The sequence below is a fragment of the Pseudonocardia sp. ICBG1142 genome, assembly GCF_020496255.1.
Taxonomy (GTDB): domain Bacteria; phylum Actinomycetota; class Actinomycetes; order Mycobacteriales; family Pseudonocardiaceae; genus Pseudonocardia.
This window is the reverse complement of sequence record NZ_JAHLJC010000039.1, coordinates 1-19,470: the sequence shown is the minus strand read 5'-3', so window position 1 is coordinate 19,470 and position 19,470 is coordinate 1. Positions and strand designations below refer to the sequence as shown.

General features: G+C 66.5%; 18 protein-coding genes, 6 pseudogenes and 1 other annotated feature. Of the genes and pseudogenes, 12 read left to right on the top strand and 12 right to left on the bottom strand.

All coding sequences use genetic code 11. The features are described 5' to 3' along the window. Window position 1: 1 nt before the first annotated feature. The 7 genes from KPL59_RS33740 to KPL59_RS33710 form a co-directional block, all read right to left on the bottom strand. Complete coding sequence (locus tag KPL59_RS33740; RefSeq protein ID WP_226363228.1) at window positions 2–505, bottom strand: DoxX family protein; 504 nt, start codon at window positions 503–505, stop codon at window positions 2–4. 144 nt (window positions 506–649) lie between these two features. After that, window positions 650–1,198, bottom strand: a complete 549-nt coding sequence (locus KPL59_RS33735) for a hypothetical protein (protein ID WP_226363227.1) — start codon at window positions 1,196–1,198, stop codon at window positions 650–652. 381 nt (window positions 1,199–1,579) lie between these two features. After that, complete coding sequence (locus KPL59_RS33730; protein WP_226359656.1) at window positions 1,580–2,344, bottom strand: transposase; 765 nt, start codon at window positions 2,342–2,344, stop codon at window positions 1,580–1,582. Between the two features lie 411 nt (window positions 2,345–2,755). Then, entirely contained in the window at window positions 2,756–3,598 is an 843-nt protein-coding gene (locus KPL59_RS33725; protein WP_226363226.1) for an IS5 family transposase, read from the bottom strand. Window positions 3,599–4,281: 683 nt separating this feature from the next. After that, complete coding sequence (locus tag KPL59_RS33720) at window positions 4,282–5,046, bottom strand: transposase (protein ID WP_226359754.1); 765 nt, start codon at window positions 5,044–5,046, stop codon at window positions 4,282–4,284. Between the two features lie 117 nt (window positions 5,047–5,163). Next, window positions 5,164–5,697: a hypothetical protein gene (locus KPL59_RS33715; protein WP_226363224.1), complete on the bottom strand. Its 534-nt coding sequence runs from the start codon at window positions 5,695–5,697 to the stop codon at window positions 5,164–5,166. A gap of 545 nt (window positions 5,698–6,242) precedes the next feature. Continuing rightward, window positions 6,243–6,854, bottom strand: coding sequence for a recombinase family protein (locus tag KPL59_RS33710; RefSeq protein ID WP_226363223.1), 612 nt, complete (start codon window positions 6,852–6,854; stop codon window positions 6,243–6,245). Between the two features lie 57 nt (window positions 6,855–6,911). Here KPL59_RS33710 and KPL59_RS33705 point away from each other — a divergent pair, with 57 nt between their 5' ends. Then, complete coding sequence (locus KPL59_RS33705) at window positions 6,912–7,325, top strand: chromate transporter (protein ID WP_226363222.1); 414 nt, start codon at window positions 6,912–6,914, stop codon at window positions 7,323–7,325. Between the two features lie 60 nt (window positions 7,326–7,385). Further along, window positions 7,386–7,661 (top strand): annotated as a pseudogene (locus KPL59_RS36620) (ATP-binding protein); the annotation flags it as partial. On the opposite strand, the gene KPL59_RS33695 reads toward KPL59_RS36620, so the two are convergent. The 3 genes and pseudogenes from KPL59_RS33695 to KPL59_RS38035 form a co-directional block, all read right to left on the bottom strand. Then, complete coding sequence (locus tag KPL59_RS33695) at window positions 7,552–8,226, bottom strand: Tn3 family transposase (protein ID WP_226363221.1); 675 nt, start codon at window positions 8,224–8,226, stop codon at window positions 7,552–7,554. The pseudogene KPL59_RS36620 and the gene KPL59_RS33695 sit on opposite strands and share 110 nt — an antisense overlap. Window positions 8,227–8,476: 250 nt before the next feature. Then, window positions 8,477–8,734 (bottom strand): annotated as a pseudogene (locus KPL59_RS38040) (transposase); the annotation flags it as partial. Next, entirely contained in the window at window positions 8,652–8,879 is a 228-nt protein-coding gene (locus tag KPL59_RS38035) for a transposase (RefSeq protein ID WP_374111707.1), read from the bottom strand. The pseudogene KPL59_RS38040 and the gene KPL59_RS38035, both read right to left, overlap by 83 nt. Before the next feature lie 247 nt (window positions 8,880–9,126). Here KPL59_RS38035 and KPL59_RS33685 point away from each other — a divergent pair, with 247 nt between their 5' ends. From KPL59_RS33685 to KPL59_RS33655, 8 genes and pseudogenes are all read left to right on the top strand, one after another. Then, window positions 9,127–9,642 carry a hypothetical protein gene (locus KPL59_RS33685; protein ID WP_226363220.1) on the top strand — a complete coding sequence of 172 codons (516 nt, stop codon included), beginning with the start codon at window positions 9,127–9,129 and terminating at the stop codon, window positions 9,640–9,642. Further along, window positions 9,639–10,220 (top strand): annotated as a pseudogene (locus KPL59_RS33680) (ATP-binding protein); the annotation flags it as partial. The gene KPL59_RS33685 and the pseudogene KPL59_RS33680, both read left to right, overlap by 4 nt. An 83-nt stretch (window positions 10,221–10,303) precedes the next feature. After that, window positions 10,304–10,396 (top strand): ATP-binding protein, encoded by a 93-nt coding sequence (locus KPL59_RS38030; protein WP_374111706.1) that lies wholly within the window; start codon window positions 10,304–10,306, stop codon window positions 10,394–10,396. A gap of 282 nt (window positions 10,397–10,678) precedes the next feature. After that, on the top strand, window positions 10,679–11,443 hold the full coding sequence (locus tag KPL59_RS33675) for a transposase (RefSeq protein ID WP_226359944.1): 765 nt from the start codon (window positions 10,679–10,681) through the stop codon (window positions 11,441–11,443). A 275-nt stretch (window positions 11,444–11,718) separates the two neighbouring features. Beyond that, complete coding sequence (locus tag KPL59_RS33670) at window positions 11,719–12,504, top strand: urea amidolyase associated protein UAAP1 (protein ID WP_226363219.1); 786 nt, start codon at window positions 11,719–11,721, stop codon at window positions 12,502–12,504. Next, the gene (locus KPL59_RS33665; RefSeq protein ID WP_226363218.1) at window positions 12,501–13,145 is read left to right on the top strand and encodes a DUF1989 domain-containing protein; all 645 of its coding nucleotides are present in this window, start codon (window positions 12,501–12,503) and stop codon (window positions 13,143–13,145) included. The genes KPL59_RS33670 and KPL59_RS33665 overlap by 4 nt, the downstream gene beginning before the upstream one ends. A gap of 644 nt (window positions 13,146–13,789) precedes the next feature. After that, a pseudogene (locus KPL59_RS33660) lies at window positions 13,790–14,672 on the top strand (IS481 family transposase); the annotation flags it as partial. A 199-nt stretch (window positions 14,673–14,871) separates the two neighbouring features. After that, window positions 14,872–15,771, top strand: a complete 900-nt coding sequence (locus KPL59_RS33655) for a site-specific integrase (RefSeq protein ID WP_226363217.1) — start codon at window positions 14,872–14,874, stop codon at window positions 15,769–15,771. Here KPL59_RS33655 and KPL59_RS33650 read toward each other — a convergent pair. Next, window positions 15,676–16,841, bottom strand: a pseudogene (locus KPL59_RS33650) (IS3 family transposase); the annotation flags it as partial. The gene KPL59_RS33655 and the pseudogene KPL59_RS33650 overlap by 96 nt on opposite strands. Then, window positions 16,516–16,629, bottom strand: a sequence feature (AL1L pseudoknot). Its footprint overlaps the pseudogene before it by 114 nt. Before the next feature lie 29 nt (window positions 16,842–16,870). Continuing rightward, window positions 16,871–18,135 (bottom strand): IS3 family transposase gene (locus KPL59_RS33645; RefSeq protein ID WP_226363196.1). Its coding sequence is split into 2 segments (ribosomal slippage): window positions 16,871–17,784 and window positions 17,784–18,135, totalling 1,266 coding nucleotides; the frame shifts between segments, so codons are not numbered across the junction. Window positions 18,136–18,220: 85 nt separating this feature from the next. Here KPL59_RS33645 and KPL59_RS33640 point away from each other — a divergent pair. Continuing rightward, entirely contained in the window at window positions 18,221–18,448 is a 228-nt protein-coding gene (locus tag KPL59_RS33640) for a Tn3 family transposase (protein ID WP_308187998.1), read from the top strand. A 723-nt stretch (window positions 18,449–19,171) separates the two neighbouring features. After that, a pseudogene (locus KPL59_RS33635) lies at window positions 19,172–19,470 on the top strand (hypothetical protein); the annotation flags it as partial.

The window sequence follows — 19,470 nt, the reverse complement described above, 5'->3', positions numbered from 1 at the left end:
GTTATTCGACTGCCCCGTCTGACGATCCGGATGGGGGCGTGCCGACGCCAGGTTCGGTGCCACCAGAGGTAAGTAGGGCGTCGACCGACCAGGGGCCGGGGCCGGTCGCGGCGAGCAGGAGGGCACCGGCGGCGAGGACGCCGACCAGTTCCCAGCCGCCGGCGTCGACGAACACGGCCGCCGGGGAGTGGACGAACACGACCGCTCCGAGCATATTGACGGTGACCAGTAGCCCGGCGAGGGTGGTCGCGGTCCCGGTGAGGAGCGCGAGTCCTCCGACGAGTTCGATGCTCATCGCGATCGCCGCGGTCGCGGTGGGCAGGGGGATTCCCATTGTGGTGAAAGCCTCGACGATGCCGCTGAACCCGAGGGCTTTCTGGATTCCGTGAGCGATCAATACCCCGCCAATCAGTAGCCGTGCGATCGTTTGGGCGAGCGCGGAGAGCGGGAACGACAGCGGCGATGTCACGCGTTCAGGCCTTCTGCGTGGGGTGTGCACGTACACGATCGGCCCGTTTGGCAGCCGCAGGAGCAGGCCGGGCTGCAGGCACACGACCTGCCCGAGTCTGCGGTCGAGGAGGTGGCGTGGAGGAGGGGCGGGTCCGCGGTCGCGTTGTTCTGGTGCATGTGGCCAGGAAAGCATGGTTACCTACCGGGCGCGACACTCCACGGGGAGTGACTGCCTCGGCCTGGTGCTGTTGACCGCTGTGTTCGTTCGACCACCCTGTGTTCGTTCGACCGCTGCGTCCGTCGGCGTGGCGGGCTGGAGGCTCAAGTCAGGTGTGAGGCCGATCCGGCGGTAGGCCGCGGTGCGGTCGAGGTGGGTGATGGTCAGGTCGTCGCCGCCGATGGCGATGGTCAGCACTTGGATTTCGTCGGGGCTGTATTGGTCGGGCAGTGTTCGTCCGAGGGTGGTGAAGCCGCGGTGCATGGTCTCGAGGGCGGTGGTGATGCCGTGGTCGATGCTGTCGGCGATGACTTCGATCCGGATGGTGAGGTGCTCGCCGTCGAGGTCGTCGGGGTCGTGACCGTCGGTGGCTGGCGGTTGGGTGGGTCCGGCGTAGGCGTCGGCGATCCGGCCTTGTCGGCAGAGCCCGGAGAAGTAGCTCATCAGGGCGTAGGAGGCTTGGTAGAGGTCTTTGTCGCTGCGGATGGTGAAGTCTTGGGTGGTGATGACCAGGATGTCGTCGGGGCCCATCGGGGGTCGCCGTAGTAACCGGGAAGAATCGGGCGGATACGGCTGACCAGAAGTTTCGCTCGCGGTCGCGTTGGGCAAGAACGCGGCTGCGGTGGACAACCTCGGTAACGGCGTGCGCGGCTGGGCGATGCCTTTGGGCCGCCACCGCTGACCGGGGGGATCGGAGCTTCAGTTGACGGCCCCAGCTTGTACAGTCACCTCTCCGCCCGAGCTCATCTGCAGGTGCATGCCCACTTGATCGGTGTCGGCCAGGAGGAGATCCAGACGGTTCTTGGCAAAGTTGGACTTGGCGACACTGGGCGGGCCCGTGTGAGGACATTCTCCACTGGGATGAAGGGGCGGCTCGCACTCGCGACCGCCATGAGGCTTATTCAGGCTCCGTCAGGTAAGTGTGTAGAAGATGAGTCCGATGACTGCCGAGATTGTCGTTTTAAATGTGGCGTAGGGCCGCCGGTAGTCTGTGTGGAGAACTTTCCACGTTTTGATATGGGCGATGACTCGTTCGATGGTGGCGCGTGTGTGGTTGAGGCTCTTGTTGAATGTTTTTTGCCAGTTGAGAAGTTCCCGGCCGGGTGGTTTTTTGAACGGGGTGAGCATGCCGCGCCCGATGTATCCTTTATCGCCGATCGGGGGGTATGTGGCGAGGTGGTCGAGGGCGCCGGATTGGTCGAGGCAATATAGGTCGTGTCGGGAGCCTGGGGTCGGGTCGGAGATCCACGACAGCTGCCCTTCCAGGGTGGCTGCGACCTGGACGACGACGCCGGTGGTGCGATGCTTGCCCGACCACAGACCCGGCACCGCGGCCCATGACCAGCAGGGCAGCAAGGTTCCATCGATGATGTACTGCCGATCGGCACGAAGCTCCTCTGCCGTCGGAACGACACTCCGCAGCGCCTGTGCCAGCAACGGTGTCACCCCCGTGATCGCTCGACTAACCGTCGACTGCGACACCCCATAGGTTTCCGCCAACTCCCACTGCACACGATTCCCGCGCAGATACGCCAACGTGATCACCACCGACCAGAACAACCCCAGAACCGGCGGCCAAGACAAACGTGCCTCCGTCGCGTCCCGCTGATCCTGCTCATACACTATAGCGACAAGATCCTGAATTTCATCACGCCGGAAACCAGTGGTATAGTACATACTGCGGCAGCCCGTTCATCTCGGATTGATTCGGCAAACCAATATTCGCGATGGACGGGCTGTCGCCCAACCCGACACGCCGGGCTAGATCGTTATTTCACGGGGCCTGAATAAGCCTCCATGCTGGGTGATCCGGAGCTGCTGTTGCTCGACGAGCCACAAAATGGTCGTGCCCAGAAGGGATGGCAGCTCTTCGATCACTCATGCGAGATGTCGTTTCCACCGGCCGCACGATCGTTCTGAGTAGCCACCTTTTGAATGAAGTAGGCAAGGCGGCTAGTGATATTGGCGTAATCAAGTCAGGGAGACTAATCTCTCAGGGTTCAGTACGCCAGTTTGCTCCGGACGGTGATATCGAACGATCCTACTTCCAGTAGGACTTCGTTAGCGCTCGCGCGGATTGGTTGGTGATCATGGGCGTCGCGCAGGTCGGGTGTCCCAGCGGTGTGTGGTCCAGGCCTGCCGGATCAGACTACGGACGGTGATGATCGTGTCGGCGAGGTCGAAGAAGGTGTCGACGACGATTTCCCGGCGCTCGTAGCAGCGCTGCAGCCGGTTGAAGCCGTTGTGCCAAGCGTTCGTGCGCTCAACGTGCCAGCGGCGGGTGGCCTGGGCCGGTGCCTTCTCACCCTTGTGCGCGATCTCGCCGCGCAGACCCCGTTCGGCCAGCTTGTCGCGGGTCTTACCCGAGTCATAGCCGGCATCGAGGTGCACAGTGATCTCGTCGGGCAGCGGGCCGAGAGCATCGAGGCGGTCAAGAGTGGGGCCCAGTAGCGGGGAGTCGTGCTGGTTGGCTCCGGCCAGGACTCGGCCCAGCGGGATGCCGTAGCCCTCGACGAGCACCGAGCCCTTCATACCCTGTTTGCGACGGTCAACCGGTGACGGGCCGGCAACCTCACCTCCGCCGGGGGCCTTGGTGATGGCGCCGTCGACGGCAACGTCATGGAGCAGCAGGCCGACGATGCGGTCGTAGGCGTCCAGGACGATCCGACGCAACTGGACGAAAACCCCGAGCTGGATCCACTCGTCACGACGATCGCGGATGGTGGTCGCCGAACACGTACTGTCGGCGATGCCCTGATACGAGCAACCGAACCGCAGCACCTGCAGGAGCTTGTCGAACACGATCCGATCCGCGATCCGACGACGGTGGCAGCCCCACGGATGAGTGGGATCGAACTCGGCCCGTGCGGGCAGCAGCGCCGCGAATTGGTCCCACAGCGGCTCGGTCAGCCATGATGGCAGGACGGGCACGCGGCCTCCAGACGATCACGAAGCGTAGACAACTTCATGATCGGCAGGCCCGTGCCCGCCCTCGCCCCAGACACTCGGCCGCGGCCAAGCTGTAACCAATCCGCGCGAGCTTCAAGTGGGTATCGCAAAAGCCCGTCCCGCCGGGCGGATCGCTGCGCTGAGCCGAAGAACCAGGCTGCCGCGTCGCTTCCGGTCCTCACCCGCTAGCGCGGGCTCCGGTCCGGATCGACTTGCCCACGACCACTACCCGACGCCGAGCCACACGACCTCTCACCCGGAGCCCATGCTCACGGGTTTTCCTCCCAGTACTTCTCGATCGCCTCCGTCAAGCTGTAGGAAGGATTCCTTTCCCGCCACCTACGCAGCTCGACCGGATCGATTCTTCTAGCCTTCGCTGCCGTCAACGACGCCTCTTGCTTCCTTCCGGCGCGAGAGACCCCGGAACGCGCAAACAACGGCGATCCGAGTGATGCCCATGCCCCTACCCCGAGGCCAAAGAAAGCGAGAGGCAGGATTGTGTCTTCTCTTGTAAAGAGGAAAACCGATCCAATGAGGCAACAGGGCAGCGCAATGCCGTCGCCGCCGATACGTATCGACGAACGCTCACGTGTCACAACTAGCCCCGCCGATCATTATTCACCGAACGACACTCAGGAGAAGCACTGAGGCTTATTCAGGCTCCGTCAGGTAAGTGTGTAGAAGATGAGTCCGATGACTGCCGAGATTGTCGTTTTAAATGTGGCGTAGGGCCGCCGGTAGTCTGTGTGGAGAACTTTCCACGTTTTGATATGGGCGATGACTCGTTCGATGGTGGCGCGTGTGTGGTTGAGGCTCTTGTTGAATGTTTTTTGCCAGTCGAGAAGTTCCCGGCCGGGTGGTTTTTTGAACGGGGTGAGCATGCCGCGCCCGATGTATCCTTTATCGCCGATCGGGGGGTATGTGGCGAGGTGGTCGAGGGCGCCGGATTGGTCGAGGCAATATAGGTCGTGTCGGGAGCCTGGGGTCGGGTCGGAGATCCACGACAGCTGCCCTTCCAGGGTGGCTGCGACCTGGACGACGACGCCGGTGGTGCGATGCTTGCCCGACCACAGACCCGGCACCGCGGCCCATGACCAGCAGGGCAGCAAGGTTCCATCGATGATGTACTGCCGATCGGCACGAAGCTCCTCTGCCGTCGGAACGACACTCCGCAGCGCCTGTGCCAGCAACGGTGTCACCCCCGTGATCGCTCGACTAACCGTCGACTGCGACACCCCATAGGTTTCCGCCAACTCCCACTGCACACGATTCCCGCGCAGATACGCCAACGTGATCACCACCGACCAGAACAACCCCAGAACCGGCGGCCAAGACAAACATGCCTCCGTCGCGTCCCGCTGATCCTGCTCATACACTATAGCGACAAGATCCTGAATTTCATCACGCCGGAAACCAGTGGTATAGTACATACTGCGGCAGCCCGTTCATCTCGGATTGATTCGGCAAACCAATATTCGCGATGGACGGGCTGTCGCCCAACCCGACACGCCGGGCTAGATCGTTATTTCACGGGGCCTGAATAAGCCTCACTGAGTACGCACCGCGGTAATTCCAAGCAGCTCTGCCCCCAGAGCGGCTACCGGACCGCCGATGGCCTGAATCTTCTCCCACGCGAAGCTCGCACCCCAGAAAATCTGAACAGCCTCCTTGATTCCCCCCAGCTGCGCGACCAATTTCTTAATCTTCAAGATCTTCGCAGCAGGAACTGGAACCCCACCGACCGCAACGCCAATAGCCCCCACGCAGCCAATAACACTGGCGCGAGACTGGTTTCCAACATCAGGATAATGCGCCCTCAACCAGTCCTGCGTAGCAGAGTCTCCCTGAAGAAGGACTGAATCAGGGACCGAACTGACGCGCTCGAGAAACAGCGTCAACCCCTCCACCTTGTCCTGCTCCTGGTCTGAAACGACCGTCAGAGAATGACGACTAGTCGCCGGAACCGCAGACGCGGGCGAAGTCTCGGCCGCAGCAATCCCCGTAGCCGACCCCATCGCAACAGCCACGACCAACACAGTCTCAATGACACGGGACGCGGATGCGAACTTCTTCGTTCTCATGACCGCATCCGAACACGCCCCCCCCGTTGGTCAAGAAGCATCCTCCGGTGTAATCACGTGAACACACTCAGCCACTACGGACAGATACACCCAAAGAGGCTTATTCAGAGTGATCATGAAGTGCGGTGTTTCTCCAGGTCGGGACCGCAGCGAGGTAGCCCGCCAGGCGGCCCTGAATAAGCCTCAAAGCAACTTAAACCACCCACCCGCGCCACAGTCTGTCGACCTTGACCTTCCTCTTCTCAAAGCATGGAACTACGTACTGACGATCATGGCCGCTCCGCGGCCACCCAGCTGCTGTGTCGGGCTGGCGCCCGACACAGCAGCACTCCACCACCAGTAAACCCGCAGACCCTCTGCTCCAGAACTCCATCAACGCCGATTCACAGTCGCTTCCAGCCACTTCAAAGCCGCGCTCGGCCCCTCCACGACCCGCGTCAACCGCGCGTCCGGCACCTCCGGTGGCCCGAGAGTCCCCAGGCTCCAACCCCCGGAGATGATCTACATGAAGCCGTTAAGGAACGTGTCACCAGGGGCAAGGTAACTCAGGGTGATCTGTTGGTGCCGGATGCCGCGAGATCTGACGTTCCTGCAGGAGCGTTGCGCTCCAGGACGCGGTACACCGTCGGCCGCGACACGGTGAACAGCTCGGTGATCGTGTAGTCGCCGGTGGCGTGCATCCGGACCAGCTCCCGCTGCTGGCGCACCGACAGCTTCGGGGCGCGACCTTTGAGACGTCCTTTGGCGCGGGCGACGGCCATGCCCTCGCGGGTGCGTATCCGCAGCAGGTCCACCTCGAACTCGGCGAACGTGGCCAGGACGTTGAAGAACATCTTGCCCATCGGATCGCCCGGGTCGTACACGCTTGCCCCGAGCGACAGCGCCACTCCGCGGGCGACGAGGTCGTCGCCGATCGCGCGGGCGTCGGGCATCGAGCAGGCGAGCCGGTCGAGCTTGGGCACGACCAGGGTGTCGCCGGCGCGGACCGCGGCCAGGGCCTGGTCGAGCCCGGGGCGGGCGCGGGTGGTGCCGGTCAGCCCGTGGTCGAGGTAGAGCCGATCCGGATCCACGCGGAGCGCGAGCAGCGCCTCGCGCTGGGCGGTGAGGTCCTGCTCGTCGGTGGAGCAGCGCGCGTAACCGACCCGGGTCCCGGACACAGCCCGGGGCTGTAACGGATAGCCGGGGCTCACCGGACAAGTCATCGGACGGGTCTATTGAGACACGATCAGCGCAGCTCGCCGAAGCCGGGCCGTCATGATCGGGAGTGCCCGGTAGGGGTTCCCCGAACGGACACCCGTTTCCTCGGCGGCCCCTACATCGAACGCCTGCGCAACAACCGCAACCTCGCCGGGGCGCTGACCGGGATCACCGCCGCCGTGGTCGGCGTGATCGCCAACCTGGCCGTGTTCTTCGCCGCGTCCACCCTGTTCGCCCGCACCGTCACCATCGACAACGGCCCCCTCGCGCTGCACCTGCCCGACCTGGCATCGCTGCGGCCCGTCCCGCTTGCGATCGCCGCGCTCGGCGCCCTGCTGCTGTTCGCCGCCCGCTGGTCGGTGCTGCGCGTCCTCGGCGTCTGCGCGATCCTCGGTCTCTTTGCCAGACTGGCTGGACTCCCGATCACCTGACGCACCCACCGACCGGCGCACTGTCGTCCGACGGACCTTCCGAGGTGGTGGGACTCGACCGCCGCGACGATCGCGTCGAACCAGCCGTTCTCCGGCTGGACCCGCACCTTCACTGACCCCCGGCTCTGCGCGGCGATCATCGACCGGCTCACTTTCGCCGGGGACATCCTCGAGATCGGCACCCAGCTGGCCGGCGGCCGGTCGACGCTCCGCCAGGTGCGCTGCGTCAGGTGCGCAGGTGCAGCCGGGCGGTCATGTCGAGGTGGACCTGGCCGTAGACCAGCACGTGGGACCAGAACAGCGGGGACAGCCCGCGCCGGTCGGCGTCCCCGGTGAGGGTCCAGGCGGGGTCGTCGAGGACGTCCTGGAGCATCAGGGTGTTCACGTACACCAGCGCCGCCTGCAGGATCCGCAGGCAGGCCACGATCATCTCCTGCTCGTCGCGCCGGTTCGTGGCCAGCCCGCCGCCCTTGCCATAGGCAATCACGGAGTTCGCCCGATTCCAGGACTCGACGACGTTGAGCCCGGAGTTGATCTCCCGCTGAAGTTCCCGGGAACGCAGGTACCGGGCCACGAACAGCGACTTCTGAGCCCGGCCCAGCTCCAGCATCGCCTGGTAGGTGGGGTGCGAGGCGGATCGACGGGTGACGGGTGCGAGTCCGGCGTAGGCGGCCAGGTGTGCGGCGGTGGGGAACGCGCTGCCGTCGCCGACGATGGTGAGGATCTTGATGGCGGTCCTAACTCCGAGTCCGGGCATCGTGGTCAGGACCGGCCCAAGTGGATGGGCCTCCAGGCGGGCCTCGAACTCGGTGGCGAGTTGGTCGCGTTCGGTGTGGACCTCGCGCAGCTGCGCGGCGACTCCGCTGATGACGCGGGCGAAGGCGGCCGTGCCGGCGACCACGTGTCTGGGAGTCGAGGGCGGCCAGGATCTGCGCGGGCAGGCTGCGGGCCAGTCTGGGCGATCGGGACCGCATCGTCTCGGCGATCCCGTCGGCGCCGAGCTCACGCAGCGCCTGCGGGGCGGGCGCGGCCGCGAGCAGGTCGAGCCCGCCGCCGCGGTCGAGCCGGGGGCCGAGCAGGCGTTCCAGGGCGGGGTGGATGTGCAGCAGGGCGTCGCGCAGCCGGTTGGTCAGCCGGGTGGCTTGTCCGGCGAGGTCGTCGTCGTAGCCGGCGAGCACGGTGAGTTCGGCCAGGGTTTCGTCGTCGGTGCCGACCCGGCGCAGGGTGTGCGGCATGCTGCGCGCGGCCTCGGCGATGACGTGAGCATCGCGGGCGTCGGTCTTGCCCTGTCCCGGGTGCAGGTCGACGATCCGGCGCATCACCAGCTCAGGAAGGTGGGCTACGTCGATACCCAGGCTGCGGGCGACCGCGACGGCCGGCGCGCCGATCGAGGCCGGTTGATCGACCACCGTCAGCACCCGACCGTGCTCGGCGAGCGCGGTCGAGCGCGGTGAACACGGTGCGCAGCGCAGTTTCGTCGTTGGGCAGGGCCTTGTCGTGCACCCGCTTGCCCGCAGTGTCGAGCGCGCAGACGTGGTGTTCGGACTTGCCCACGTCCAGCCCGCAGAACACTGCGAACGGCACCGCTTCGATCTCCTCGGACAACCGGCGCTCTTCCGTCGTCGTGGCAGACCAGCCTGGACACCCGCGCTGGCAGCCACGTTACGAGCAGACCACGCGGGTCAGGTCTCTACCAGCGGTCGTTGGCGCCCTCCGACCACGGTGACAACACCCCCAGATCATCGAACGACAGGGGCAACGAGTCATACCGCGACCGGCGGCCTGCAAGCCCACACCGGGCTTGATCAAGAAGATAACGGGGCGCTACTCGGTGCCGCATCAGCTGGTCGACACTCGGGTCTGGGTCCGGTTCCACGGCAACGACCTGGTCATCACCGACCTGGTCATCACCGCGGTCGGTGAGCACGGCCCGGCCGAGGTCGCCCACCACGCCCGCTCGGGGCCGGGGACGACGACGATCCAGGCCGAGCACTATCTGCCACCCACCGCCGCCGCGGACGCAGCCGGTGAACGCGCGCCGCGGGCGGGCAGCGCCACCGAAGCCGAGTTCCTCGCCCTCGGACCGGGCGCCACGTCCTTGGCTGGTCGAAGCGGCTGGCTCGGGGGCGGGGGGGGCGGCGCAAGATGGCCGAGGCTGTCGCGCTGGCCAAGCTGCACCCGCCCGGCGAGGTCGAGTGAGAATCACAGCCTGCAACCCGGCACGACAGCCTGGTCCGGGTTCGGCATCACCGCGGCCCCCGAGCCCGAACTCGGTGCCGGGCAGGCCGGGCTCGACCCGGCAGGAGACCCCTCATGAGCGCGGCGAGCCCCGGGCCGGTGTCGGCGTCGAGCGGGGACCCACTCGCCGAGGCCGTCGAGCTGACCCGCAGGTTGAAGCTGCCCCACATCCGTCGTCATCTCCTCGAGCTCGTCCCGACCGCACGCGCGCAGCGCTGGGACCACGCCGAGCTCGTCCGGGTCCTGCTTGCAGAGGAAATCGCCAGCCGCGACGCCACGGACCTGCGCACCTGCCGGCAGCGGGCCGGGTTCCCCGCCGGGAAGATTCTCAGCGATTGGGACGCCGCCGCGTCCTGTATCCCCCGGTCCACTCAGGAAGCCCTGACCAGCCTGGAATGGGTCGGGCGCCGAGAGAACCTCTGTGTCTGCGGCCCGTCCGGGACCGGGAAGAGCCACTTCTGCGAAGTACGGGGGCAGTCCGCGGTCGAGGCCGGGTTGACCGCGGCCTGGTTCAGGATCGAAGACCTCGGCGCACTCGTGCGCCGCCACCGCGCCGACGACTCGATCACCCGCGCCCTGACCCAGCTGATCCGCACCGACCTGATCATCATCGACGACATCGGCCTGCTCCCGGTCAGCCCGGACGCCGCCGAGGGCTTCTACCGGCTCGTCGACGCCGCCTACGAACGGCGTTCCCTCGCCGTCTCGAGCAACCTGCACCGTCGGGGTTCGACGAGATCGTGCCCAAGACCCTGGCCACCGCCACCGTCGACAGACTCCTGCACCATGCCCACATCGTCGTCACTGACGGTGACAGCTACCGGCTCGCCTAAGCCACCTCCGGTAAGGGAGTCACCGCCTTGAACTGAGCACGCACGACCCAAGGCGGGGCCGCCGCCGGGGAGAACCATCTAGCCACCAGCGGGGAAAACTCCTGGCCGCCAACCGGGAGAGCGAACTGGCCATTGACATCCGACGAGACCTGCTCGTTACCTGGAGGCTTATTCAGGCCCCGTGAAATAACGATCTAGCCCGGCGTGTCGGGTTGGGCGACAGCCCGTCCATCGCGAATATTGGTTTGCCGAATCAATCCGAGATGAACGGGCTGCCGCAGTATGTACTATACCACTGGTTTCCGGCGTGATGAAATTCAGGATCTTGTCGCTATAGTGTATGAGCAGGATCAGCGGGACGCGACGGAGGCACGTTTGTCTTGGCCGCCGGTTCTGGGGTTGTTCTGGTCGGTGGTGATCACGTTGGCGTATCTGCGCGGGAATCGTGTGCAGTGGGAGTTGGCGGAAACCTATGGGGTGTCGCAGTCGACGGTTAGTCGAGCGATCACGGGGGTGACACCGTTGCTGGCACAGGCGCTGCGGAGTGTCGTTCCGACGGCAGAGGAGCTTCGTGCCGATCGGCAGTACATCATCGATGGAACCTTGCTGCCCTGCTGGTCATGGGCCGCGGTGCCGGGTCTGTGGTCGGGCAAGCATCGCACCACCGGCGTCGTCGTCCAGGTCGCAGCCACCCTGGAAGGGCAGCTGTCGTGGATCTCCGACCCGACCCCAGGCTCCCGACACGACCTATATTGCCTCGACCAATCCGGCGCCCTCGACCACCTCGCCACATACCCCCCGATCGGCGATAAAGGATACATCGGGCGCGGCATGCTCACCCCGTTCAAAAAACCACCCGGCCGGGAACTTCTCGACTGGCAAAAAACATTCAACAAGAGCCTCAACCACACACGCGCCACCATCGAACGAGTCATCGCCCATATCAAAACGTGGAAAGTTCTCCACACAGACTACCGGCGGCCCTACGCCACATTTAAAACGACAATCTCGGCAGTCATCGGACTCATCTTCTACACACTTACCTGACGGAGCCTGAATAAGCCTCCTGGCCGACTTTTTTGAGCGGCGAATGTAACTCTGTTGTGAGAGTTAGTAACAGACAGGTAGCCCTAGAGGGGGGCTCAGCCGCGACGCTGACGAGAGGTTGCTGCCTCGCTTCAGCGGGGTCATCGAGATCGCTGGAGGGCTCTGTGGGCGAGCGTTCTGTTCTGGCCAGGTCGTTCGGGGCCCGGTCCAGTACCTCTACTACTGCTGGGGCTCGTGAGCATGCCCGCGCTCAGCATGGCCGGAGCACCCGGTTCATGCGTCATGTCCCGCCTGCCGAGGTGCCGCGGCTTGTAGGTGCACTGGCCGATGACGTTCCTGTTGAGGGGATCACGTTCGCCGAGACGGTCGCAGCGGGCGGCTACACCACAACGGTCCTGGCTCGAGGGACTCGGCTCCGGCTCGGCGACTCTGACGGCGATGCCTGCGCTCATCTACTGCTGCACCGTGCGGATGCCACGTATGAGCGGCTCAACGTTGCTGACACGGTCAAGATCCCGTGGCAGGCTTATCTCACTACCGGTCATCCACTGCTCAGCGGCTTCGGTCGGGTGCTAGCCACCGTCGTCGGCGATACCTCGGGAGCGCACGACGCGCTGGTGGGGACCACGACCCGGGCGGGTAACGAGACACGCTACGGCGCCGGAGCACCTGAGTCCGACAGCCCAGCTGGTCGCGAGCTTCTCAAGCTCGGTGCGCTCAAACACGGTCTGGGGGTGCGGGATTTACCGCCATCGGTGTCCTTCTTCCAGGGTGTACGCGTCGAAGGGGACGGGACTCTGCAGTGGATCGGATCCGCTGGGGCAGGGACCGTAGTGGACCTGCTGCTGCATGTCGACGTGATCGTCTTGATCGCCAATACTGCACACCCACTCGACCCGCGGCCTGCCTTCACCTGTTCGGCGCTGGAGATCCGAGCCTGGCCTGCGCCGAACGAGCTCGCTCGACTCGCGGCGGGGGATCTTATCGGTTCGCTCGGGCCCGAGCACCGCCAGGCCGTGGCCAATACCGACGCCGATCTCCTCGGGAGGAATCTCTTGTGAGCACCACCGTGACCATCACGCCCACCGCACTTATCCCCGGGACGGTGCTGCGTGACGAACTCGTCGCGGCCCGCGCGGCCTGGTCCGCCATCGTCACGGCAGATGACGTGCTGACCATCGTCGACCTCGCTGGGAACCAAGCAGTCGACTGCTTGCTCTACTCCTCGACCGACACCGCCGTGCGGTACTCGGCCCCGGAGACGATCCGGAGCCAGGGTCGAATCGGGCTCACCACCGGATCGGTGCTGCGGGCCGACACCGGGGTCGCGTTGATGACCGTGCTCACCGACGAGGTCGGCGTGCACGACACGCTTGGCGGGGCCTGCTCGAAAGAGTCCAACACACTCCGCTACGGCCAGCATACTCGTGCGCAGCACGGGTGTATGAAGAACTTCCTATTGGAGGGCGCCCGGTATGGGCTGTCAGCGCGAGACCTGTCCAGCAACATCAACTGGTTCATGAATGTTCCGGTCGATCCGGACGGCGCGCTGGGCATCGTCGACGGGGTGTCTGGGCCGGGTAAGCGGGTCGCCCTGCGCGCCGAGATCGACACCTTGAGGCTTATTCAGGGTGATCATGAAGTGCGGTGTTTCTCCAGGTCGGGACCGCAGCGAGGTAGCCCGCCAGGCGGCCCTGAATAAGCCTCGTTGTCGTTGCGCAGTTCCGATTGCCGTATCTCTTGACTCATAGCGCAACCATAGCACTCTCATAGCGCTCCGTCAGGGCTGGACGAGTCCCTTCTTTCAGCTCAGGTCAAATCTAGTGACGTGGTGTGTGAGGGCTGCCGCACGACCCGATCTAGGTGTGATGTCCAGGGAGGTTGTACCGCCCGGGATCGGTGAGTCTGTCTGACAGACGAAGGCCTCCGGTTGTGAAGTGGAGCTGTCTAGGAACCGCTTCATCCATCGGAGGCCTCCGTGTCCCCACGCTAACGCCGTTCTGACCCCGCGCGCCCGGCTGCGGCTCGCTCAACTCGTCGTCGATCACGGCTGGGCCCACACCGCGGCCGCGAAGATGTTCATGGTCTCGCCACGGACAGTGAGCCTTTCCCAACCTGTTTTCCCTGGTGGGAGGGCCCGAAGCCCGTAGCGATGGCCCCTGGCGCCGCCCCAGAAGGTCGCCGCCGCGGCACCCAGCAGCCGATCCCTCCCCAGGAGCAGGTCAACGCCGCACTGAAGCGCTGAACGGCCCCCACACCAGCGGCGAAGACGGGTTCAACGCGATATCGCGCCCCAGCTCCTCCGCTCCGATCCCACCTGACCAGCACAAACAGGTTGGGAAAGGCTCAGTGTCGAAGTGGTCCGACCGCTACCGGGCCGAGGGGCCGGCGGGGATGGTCGACCGCAGCTCACGGCCGCAGTCCTCGCCGAGCAGGACCAGTGCTCGTGTGGCATGGCGGATCGTGCGTCTGCGCTGGCGGCACCGGCTGGGCCCGATCCAGATCGCCGGACACCTGGGCATGGCCGCCTCGACCGTGCACGCGGTCCTGACCCGCTGTCGGATCAACCGGCTCTCCCGCATCGACCGGGTCACCGGGGAGCCGCTGCGCCGCTACGAGCACCCCCATCCCGGCTCGCTGATCCACCTCGACGTCACCAAGTTCGCCAACATCCCCGACGGCGGGGGCTGGCGTTACCTGGGAAGACAGCAAGGCCTCCGCAACCAGGCGGCCACCGCTCGGCGCACCGGGCAACGAGGCAAGTACTACCGCCCGGCCATCGGGACCGCGTTCGTCCACACCGTGATCGACGACCACTCCCGCACCGCCTACGCCGAGATCTGCGCCGATGAGAAAGCGGCGACCGCGATCGGCGTGCTCGAACGCGCGGTCGCCTGGTTCGCCGAACGCGGCGTCACCGTCGAAGCGGGTCCTGTCCGACAACGGGTCGGCCTACAAGTCCTACGCCTGGCGCGACGCCTGCGCCGAGCTCGCCATCACTCACAAGCGAACCGGCCCCTACCGCCCGCAGACCAACGGCAAGATCGAAAGATTCCATCGGGCCCTGGCCGACGGCTGGGCCTACGCCCGACTCTATGAGTCGACCCGCCAACGCAACGACGCCCTACCCGGCTGGATGCACTTCTACAATCACCACCGCGCCCACTCCGCCATCGGCGGCCAGCCACCGGTCACCAGACTGACCAACCTCCCTGGACATCACAGCTAGGCTCCGGCGGTGCCGCACGCCGAGCTCGACGCCGCCCCGGACGCCTCGGCCGCGGTCGACGCTCCGCTGTCGCCGGACGAGGCCGCCTACGTCGCCGCGGCCCGCGCGCACAACACCCGCCGCGGCTACCGCTCGGGTCTGGACCGGCTTCACCGCGTTCTGCACCGACCACGACCTGACGCCGCTGCCCGCTGCGCCGGTGACGGTGTCGGCCTACCTGGTCGCGCTCGCCCAGACCGGGGCGAAGGTCCGCACCATCGCCAAGCACTTGTCCGGGATCCGCGCCGCGCACCGCGCCGCGGACCTGCCCGATCCCGCCGTCACCGCCCGTGTGACCGCCGTTTGGGAAGGCATCCGCCGCAGCCACGGCGCCCCACCCAGTCAGGCCGCCCCCCTCATGCCGCCACTGCTCGACCAGGCCGTCGCCGCCTGCCCGACCACCCGCACCTGGAAGAACCGCCCCGGCGAACCGTCACTGGCCGGCGCCCGCGACCGGGCCCTGCTGCTCCTCGGATTCTGGGGCGCCCTCCGTCGCGCCGAGCTCGCCGCGCTCACCGTCGAACAGCTCGGCCCCGAACACGAACTGCGCAGCGGACGCCGCGGCCGCGTCCTGACCCTGCACCGCTCGAAGACCAACCAGACCGGCGACCAGGCAGAACTCATCGGCCTACCCCGCGCCGAACACCCCGACCACTGCCCGCTCACCGCCCTCGACACCTGGCTCGACCTCGCCGGGATCACCACCGGGCCGATCCTGCGCAAGGTCTCCACCGGCAACCGCGTCCACGACCAACCCCTACACCCCGAGTCGATCAACAACCTCATCCAGGGCGCCACCACCCGCGCCGGACTGCCCGGCGGCCCCTACAGCGCCCACAGCCTCCGAGCAGGGTTCGTCACCTACGCCCACCTCCGCGGCGCCACCGACCGCGCCATCGCCCACCAGACCCGACACTGCTCCATGGACACCATTGAACCGCACTGGGTTCGTTGGAGGCTCGGTCTATTGGATTCCGACCCTGGTGGGGTCGGTCTGTTGTGCAGCGTAGAACGCTGCTTCGTACTCCGCTGGGGTGGTGTCGCCGCAGTGGCTGTGTAGCCGGGCTTCGTTGAACCAGTGCACCCAGGACAGGGTGGCGAGTTCGAGCTCGCCGACGTCGTCCCAGCCGTTCGTGTCGGGGCCGTAGACACATTCGGTCTTGTAGAGGCCGTTGGTCGTCTCGGCCAGAGCGTTGTCATAGGAGTCCGCGACCGTGCCGATCGAGGGCCGGGCGCCGATCTCGGCAAGCCGTTCGGTGAAACGCACCGACGTGAACTGGACGCCCGCGTCCGAGTGCGTCACCAGGCCGATCAGCCGCTGCCCGCCCCGCGCTGCCCGGGCCATCTCCAGCGCGTCGAGGACCATCTCGGTCTTCATGTTCGCCGCTGCCCGCCAGCCGACGATGCGCCGGCTGAACGCGTCAACGATGAAGCACACATAAGTCATGCCTGACCGGGTCGGCACATAGGTCAGGTCAGTCACCCACAGGGCATCCGGACGGTCGAGGGTGAAGTGCCGGTTCACCAGGTCCGGCGCCCGGACCGAGTCAAGGTCAGCCCGGGTGGTGAGTACCTTCTTCCGCGCCCGGGACACGCCCTGGATTCCGAGCTCACGCATGAGCCGGGCGACCTGGTCGCGGCCGATGTCATACCCGGCGCGGCGAGCGGCCTTCCAGAGCTTGTGAGCGCCGTAGACCTTCCGGTTCGCGACCCACAACGCGAGCAGGATCGACAGCATCAGCGCGTCACCGCCCGCGCGGGCCGACGGCGTGCGCTGCCGCTTCTTCGCCGCGTAGTAGCTGCTCGGAGCCACCTGCATGTGCGTGCAGATGAACTCGACTCCGAACTCGTCGCGGTTGTCGTCGACGACCGCGACGATCACTTCAAGGGACGGTCGAGCTCCGCCGCGAAAAAAGCCGAGGCCCGCTTCAACAGGTCATTCGCCCGCCGCAACTCACGGTTCTCCTGCTCAAGCTCACGGATCCGCGTCACCTCGGCCGTGGTCACACCCGGTTCGACACCCTCGTCGATATCGGCCTGCTTGACCCAGGTCCGTAGCGACTCCACCCCGCAACCGATCTGGTCCGCGACTCGCGCGATCGTCCCCCGCGTCGTGCCGAGCTCGGGCCTTGATCCCGGATCTTGGACACGGTGTCGGATTACGCGGCTGTGGCTGTGACGGTAGCCGGGAGTGTCTGTTCGTAGGTGTTCGGGGACAGGTGCCGGCAGTAGGAGTGTCGTCGTCGGGTGTTGTAGCGGGTCAGCCACCTGAAGACCTGCCGTCGGCAGGTGGCCGCGTCGGGCCAGCAGGTGCTGTCCTGGAGGACCTCGCGTTTGACGGTGGCGTTGAACGACTCGGCCAGGGCGTTGTCCGCCGACGATCCGACCGCGTCCATGGAACGGGTCACTCCGAGCCGGTCGCAGAGTTCGGCGTAGGCACTCGAGGTGTAGACCGCTCCGTGGTCGCTGTGGAAGACCGCCCCGCGTAGCGACCCACGGGCCCGTTCCGCGGCGTGGAGTGCGTCGCTGACCAGGTCGGTGCGCATGTGATCAGCGAGGGCCCAGCCGGCGAGTTTGCGGGAGCAGCAGTCGATCACCGTGGCCAGATACAGGTTCGTCCCGCCTGCGAGGGGCAGGTAGGTGATGTCACCGACGTAGACCTGGTTCGGTGCTGGGGCGGTGAAATCCCGCCTGAGCAGGTCGGGCACCGTCTGCCGGGACTGCTCGACGATCGTGGTGTGCACCCGGCGCCGGCTGCGGTAGCCGGCGATCCCGGCCGCACGCATCACCCGCGCGACGCGTTTGTGGTTGACCCTGTCCCCGGCTGCGGCGCCGTCGTTGAGCTCGGTCGTGGCCCGCGGTGCACCGATGGTGTTCTCGGCGTCATGGATCGTCCGGATCCGCGCCACCAACACCGCATCACGGGCGGCCCGACGCGCCCGGGCCGGAGCGGCCGCCAACCAGGCGTAGAACGACGACCTCGAGACGTGCACGAGCTCGCACAACCGCTTCACCTCGAAGGTGTGCCGGTGGTCAGCGACGGACTGGAAGCGGGTCACCAGCGCGTCTCCCCCGCGAAATACTTGGCCGCCCGCTGCAGGATCTCCCGCTCGGCAGTCAGCTTCTTCTCGCTGATCTCGAGTTCACGGACCCGAGCCTCGAGACGGGCGATCTTCTGCCCCGGTGGTTCCTCCCCGTCCAAGCCCGACCCCGGCGTGGTGCGCATGGTCTGTACCGGGCTGGGGCAGCTACTGCCATCAGCTGCGGTCTTGTTCCCCGTGCCGTGGATCGTGAGCCAGTCCCGCAACGTGCCCCGCGCGATACCCAGGTCGTCGGCGATACCACGGACCGTGGCACCCGGGATGGACTCATACAGATCAACAGCCTGCCGACGGAACTCGTCGGTGAAACTCTTCCTGGCCATGATCGCTGGATCATCTCGCTTCCCCAGCAGTGCTGGATTCAGCGTGTCCAAGATCCGGGGTCAAGCCCCATGGGGCCTCACGCTCGTGACCAACGCCGTGGTCACGTGGACGACCGAGTACTACGGCCTGGCCGTCGAGCAGATGCGCGCGGCCGGACGCCGGATCGACGACGAGGTCCTGGCCCACATCTCCCCGGCCCACTCGGAGAACATCAACTTCTTCGGCGCCATCGAGGTCGACATCGAAGGCGAGCTCGCCCAGCTCGGCCCCACCGGATACCGGCCACTACGAGTGCGCGACACCCTGTTCTGAACAGCTTTCCGTCCCTCTCGCCGCGACTCTGCGTCATCGAGCCGGCCTCACTCATCCGGCTGCTGCCACACCACCCCCGCCACACTGCGCTCACCGCGATCACCGCTGGTCAGACCCACTGTCGTTGTTCGTGAACACCACCCATGACCATCGCCATCGAACAAGTCGTGGTCGCTTCCACCGATGCGGCTGAGACACGCGATAATCTTGCGTTATCTGACCTATCCCGCGGACGCGGGCGCAGGTCCATGTCCAGGGAAGGGGCCCGGATGAGCGGGGAGAAGGCCGTCGACGCCCGCCCGGGCGGCGAACTGGGCCCTGTTGCGGGCGCCTCGACCGAGCCCGACCCCCGGCCCGACACTGAGCTCGATACCGCGGTGCTGCCCGGCGGGGTCGCGGCCGCCGCGGCCCGGGCGGCCTCCCTCGCGGCGCTGGCCGCCTGCGCCGACGCCCACGCGGTCGCCGCGCGGGCTCCGCGCACCCGGCTCGCCTACGCGGGGGACTGGGCGCACTTCGCCCGCTGGTGCGCCGCAGCGGGGCTGGAGTCCCTGCCGGCGGCGGTGGACACCGTGCGGCTCTACCTGGCCGACCTCGAGGCCACCCGCACCCCGGGCGGGGAGGCGGTGTTCTCCCCGGCCACGATGGGCCGGCGTCTGGCCGCGATCGCCGCTGTCCACCGACGCCGGCCACCGGTCCCCGACCCGGGACCCGGCGGTCGGGGCGGTGCTGACCGGCATCAAGCGGGCCCGGGCCCACGCCACACATCAGATGCGCCCGCTCCTGCTGGAGGACCTGCGCACCGTGCTCGCGGACATGGAGTTCGGGACGTGGCCGGCCGGGTTGATCGGCGCCCGCGACGCCGCCGTGCTGCTGATCGGGTTCACCGGAGCGCTGCGCCGCAGCGAGCTCGCCGCCCTCACCGTCGCCGACGTGTCCTTCCACCCGGTCGACGGGCTGCACGTGCGCATCGCCCCGTCCGAAGACCGACCAGACCGGGCGTGGCGCCACCGTTGTGCTGCCCT